Source organism: Acidovorax sp. GW101-11A03, from assembly GCF_059424825.1.
In genome coordinates, this window is record NZ_JBWKZU010000127.1 from 1 (window position 1) to 3,694 (window position 3,694).

At 57.4% G+C, this 3,694-nt stretch carries 3 protein-coding genes; all 3 read right to left on the reverse strand.

Features of this window, described 5'->3' with window-relative positions; genetic code table 11:
• Nucleotides 1–812, reverse strand: an 812-nt coding sequence (istA, locus tag AC07Z7_RS24900) for an IS21 family transposase (protein ID WP_494768017.1), incomplete at its 3' end; no start/stop codon positions are given.
• A gap of 120 nt (nucleotides 813–932) precedes the next feature.
• Entirely contained in the window at nucleotides 933–2,312 is a 1,380-nt protein-coding gene (locus tag AC07Z7_RS24905; protein ID WP_494768018.1) for an MBL fold metallo-hydrolase, read from the reverse strand.
• Nucleotides 2,309–3,694 (reverse strand): gluzincin family metallopeptidase (locus tag AC07Z7_RS24910; protein WP_494768019.1); only part of this gene is annotated, 1,386 nt, incomplete at its 5' end. The genes AC07Z7_RS24910 and AC07Z7_RS24905, both read right to left, overlap by 4 nt.

The following is a 3,694-nucleotide window of genomic DNA, read 5'->3' on the forward strand; positions in this document are numbered from 1 at the left end:
CTCAGCCAGGCATTGAGTTCGATGAACGAGCCGAAGCGACGGGTCGCGGCTTCGATCCAGATGCGCCTGCGGCTGTCCTGCACGTTCTTCTCCACCACCCCCTTCTCCCAGCCGGAGGCGACGTTGCAGAAGTCGGGGTCGAACAGGTAGTGGCTGCACATGGCTGCGAAGCGCGCGTTGACCGTGCGCTGCTTGCCGCGTTGCACCTTGTCCACGGCGGTGCGCATGTTGTCGTAGATGCCGCGCCGGGTGACGCCGCCAAGTGCCTGGAACGAGCGAGTGTGGGCATCGAACAGCATCTCGTGGCCCTGGCTGGGGTAAGCCACCAACCAGAAGGCCCGGCTGGCGCACAGCTTCAGGTGCGCCACTTGCACGTTGTAGAACACGCCGCCGACGACCATGGCTTCGACGCTCCAGTCGAACTGGAAGGCCTCGCCCAGCTCGAAGCTCATCGGAACGAACGCCTTGGACGGACTGGCTGCCGACTCCACCCGCCAGCGACGGATGTAGTCGGTGACGGCGCTGTAGCCGCCGCGGTAGCCCTGGGCCCGTATCTGAGCAAACAAGGCACGGCCGCTGCGCCGTCCCTGCTTGGGGCGATGGCTGTCGGTTGTGAGCGCTTGATGCAGGATCGGCTCGAACGCAGTTAGCTTGCCATCGAGCTTCACCCGCTCGTACTTCGGGGCAACATCGCCGGGCGCCTTGAGCCACTTCTTGACCGTGTTGCGCGACAGACCCGTGCGCCTTGCGATCTCGCTGAGGGAGAGTTGGTCGCGCAGCCTCATGCGCCTGACCTTGCCAATCATGTCCATGGTGATCACCTTGAATCCCTGCTGAAATTCTCAGCAGGTCAGTGGAACACCCTGGTCAATATTGGATTGGCACTTTGCGGTTTAGCTGGTCAAGATTGCATCGGCACCAACACTCTCTATTCAGAAATCGATTCGGACGTGTGTGTACAACCCATCGATAGGAAGCTCTTGGGTGGAGTGAAAATGCGTATCGTGTTTCAGCTCATCCACCAGCGTTTTCCTTGGAACTTCTGTTCGCTTCTCTTCGCTGCCGTGCTTGCCTGCCATGGTCGATAGAACGGAGGTCATGCGGTCCTTCTTCGAGAAGTTTCCACGCTTGTTGAATCCCTTCCAAAGCGACTTGGGCGTGGCATTCAGGCTCCCGTGATGCCCGACCTTGTAGAGATCAACATCTGCCAGCATCTCCGCAACCCCGGGCTGTTCAAGTGCATATGACCAGTTCTCGATCTGCGCATCACCAGGAAACAGCATCCGCTTTCCACCCACCTCGAAAAGCAAGATAAGACTGGTGTTGTTCAACGCCTTGTCCAGCATGGTGACAATGCCAAGAAGCTGATCGCCGCGAGCATTGGAGATGTGCTTCGCCGCCCAGCGTGCCTCTCGTGGCAGCTTGCCCTTTTTGGCGAAGACATAGCTCGCATCAAATGGCCCGTGCGCGTTGCCGTCGATTGAGTTTGCCGTGGACACTCCACGAGCATGGAAATGCCAAAACTCATCGTTGTCCGTGGCGCGCTGCTTCTTGATGGTCGCGCTTTGATCCACCGTGGGCGGTCCCAGCACGTGAGTCTTTACACCGGGTAGCAAATCCTTAAGAGGATCCTCCATGCCGTAGTACGCGTACGAGCTTTTTCCAGCCTTGCCCATGCCGGCCAGATTCTCAACAGCAGATAGGTTCTTGGTGTTATCCCGCCCAAGAAAATCAAGCCGTTCAGCTAGGCCTCGTGGTAGTCCTCCTGGCTTCTCAGCGGCCAACTTGACGACCTGCTCCGCCACGTTGTTCATGGCCTGAAGCGCGCTAAATGCACGAGTGCTTCCAGCGGTGGATTTCGCATTCTTTGTGCGTGGCCCCGTAGCGTCCGTTGCCAATGCCAAATCCTCAGTCCAAGGCTGCAGCACAAGGCGCGGCTGAAGTGCCCGAATGATGTCTCCAGAGCCATTGCCGTTGGATTTCGTGGCGAACCCGCTAATATGGTCGGCATGCCTGTGTGTGGCAACAACAGCATCCAGTTGCGCTCCCCGACATTTCTCCCTGATATCTTCCGCAACTCTCTGCATTAGCTTTCCACTGTCCGCCTCTGGCGCTCCAGTGGTACCGAAATCAATGAGTACATGCCGCTTGTCTGAGTCGCCATCCCCATACACGAACTGCAATAGAAAGCAGTCGCCAAAGCCTACTTGGTAGGCGAACAGATTGAGATGAGTCGGGCCCTTGGCGAACTTCGTCAAAGCATGAGCCTTTACCCCCGCGCCGGTCTTCGCACGCGCCTTGTTCGTACTCATGCCGAGCCTCCTAACTGGCCTTTGATCGGACGCGATACAGGTTGTGCGCTTTTGGCTCGCGGACTGGACGAAGTTCTCTGCCGTTTGCCTGTGTCATCACAAGAAGCGCAGTGCGCTCGCATTCGATGTAGATTGGCAAAGGCACTGCCTATCTCGGGATCCTCCGTGGGTTCGCCGAACAGGTACTCAAGCCGTTTGCGCTGCCATTGACCATCGTTCATTTGCCTGGCGATGTGATACTTCAACTGGCCATACTGGTCAAACACAAGTGTGCCTGCGCCATAGACAGTCAGTGCCGTATTGGAGTTCACGCCAGGTGGTCGCGGATCCACATTGCAAACAACCTTGAGCTCCGCCCCGAATATGTTGGCGCGGCTGACGTATTCGCAGATGGTCTCACGCAACAAGAAGCCTTCAGGCCCGATGCGTAGGCTGGGGCGTACGGAGACTACTTGGGTGTAGGACCGCTCGTCGACGCCCAGTGCGTCTCGGTTTTCCCAGATGAATCGGAATACTTCTTCTGGGTCGCGGAGCATGGATTCAAAGTTCGTCCTCCGATACTGGATAGAGGCGTGTTGCGAGAAGCCAAGCCAACAGCCACTCGCGTCCGTTCTACTCGCAGGAGGCTCTATTCCGTAGGACCCAAATACTTCTAGGACAGTGTTCCGATAGTGGTACCGCTTGTCATCAGGGGCAATTTCAGCATCTGCTGTGAGCAGTGCTGCAAGGTAGTCCCCGAATTCCAAGTCCAAAGGAGGACAATAGTCGAGGGCTCGAATAGACATGGTGAGAAGGTGGTCTGCCACCTTGGCCCCCTCGGCCGCAACCTCCACGAGGTTGTAGTAACCATCATCAAAGGTCCCAAGCTCCTCAATGCGACGCAGCCAGATCTGAAGGAACGTACGCATCAGGGCGGCAGCGAGGATTTCCCCTCGGGTGTGCGGCTCTCGAAAGTCTGGAGAGTCGAGCAAGTCGCGTGAGGGCTTGATTCGAACTGATCGGCGCAAAGCATTCGCTCGCATACCCCCCAGCGCTCGCCCAAACTCCTCCGCAAGTCCCATGAGGGCGCTGTCGGTTAACGCGCTGGCAGTGAGCGCCCTTCGATGAATCAGAGATTTGCCCCTGCTCTTGGTGGCGACGCGTTTGGTTCCATCATTGAACTGGGTCAAAGCAAGTTCAACGATTTCCTTGAGCGAGAAGATCGACAGCAGCGCGACAACATCCGAGAAACCTTCATGAAATGCAGCCTGATCAGGTCCGGAGAAGTTCATGAAGCCAGCGCGGAGTCCGTCTAGCAAAGCGTGCGTAGTCTCGTGCACGACGATGTCATGCGAGAGGCTCGTAAAGATAAAAGGCCTCGCAGGCTCCTGATCGGCCCTGAA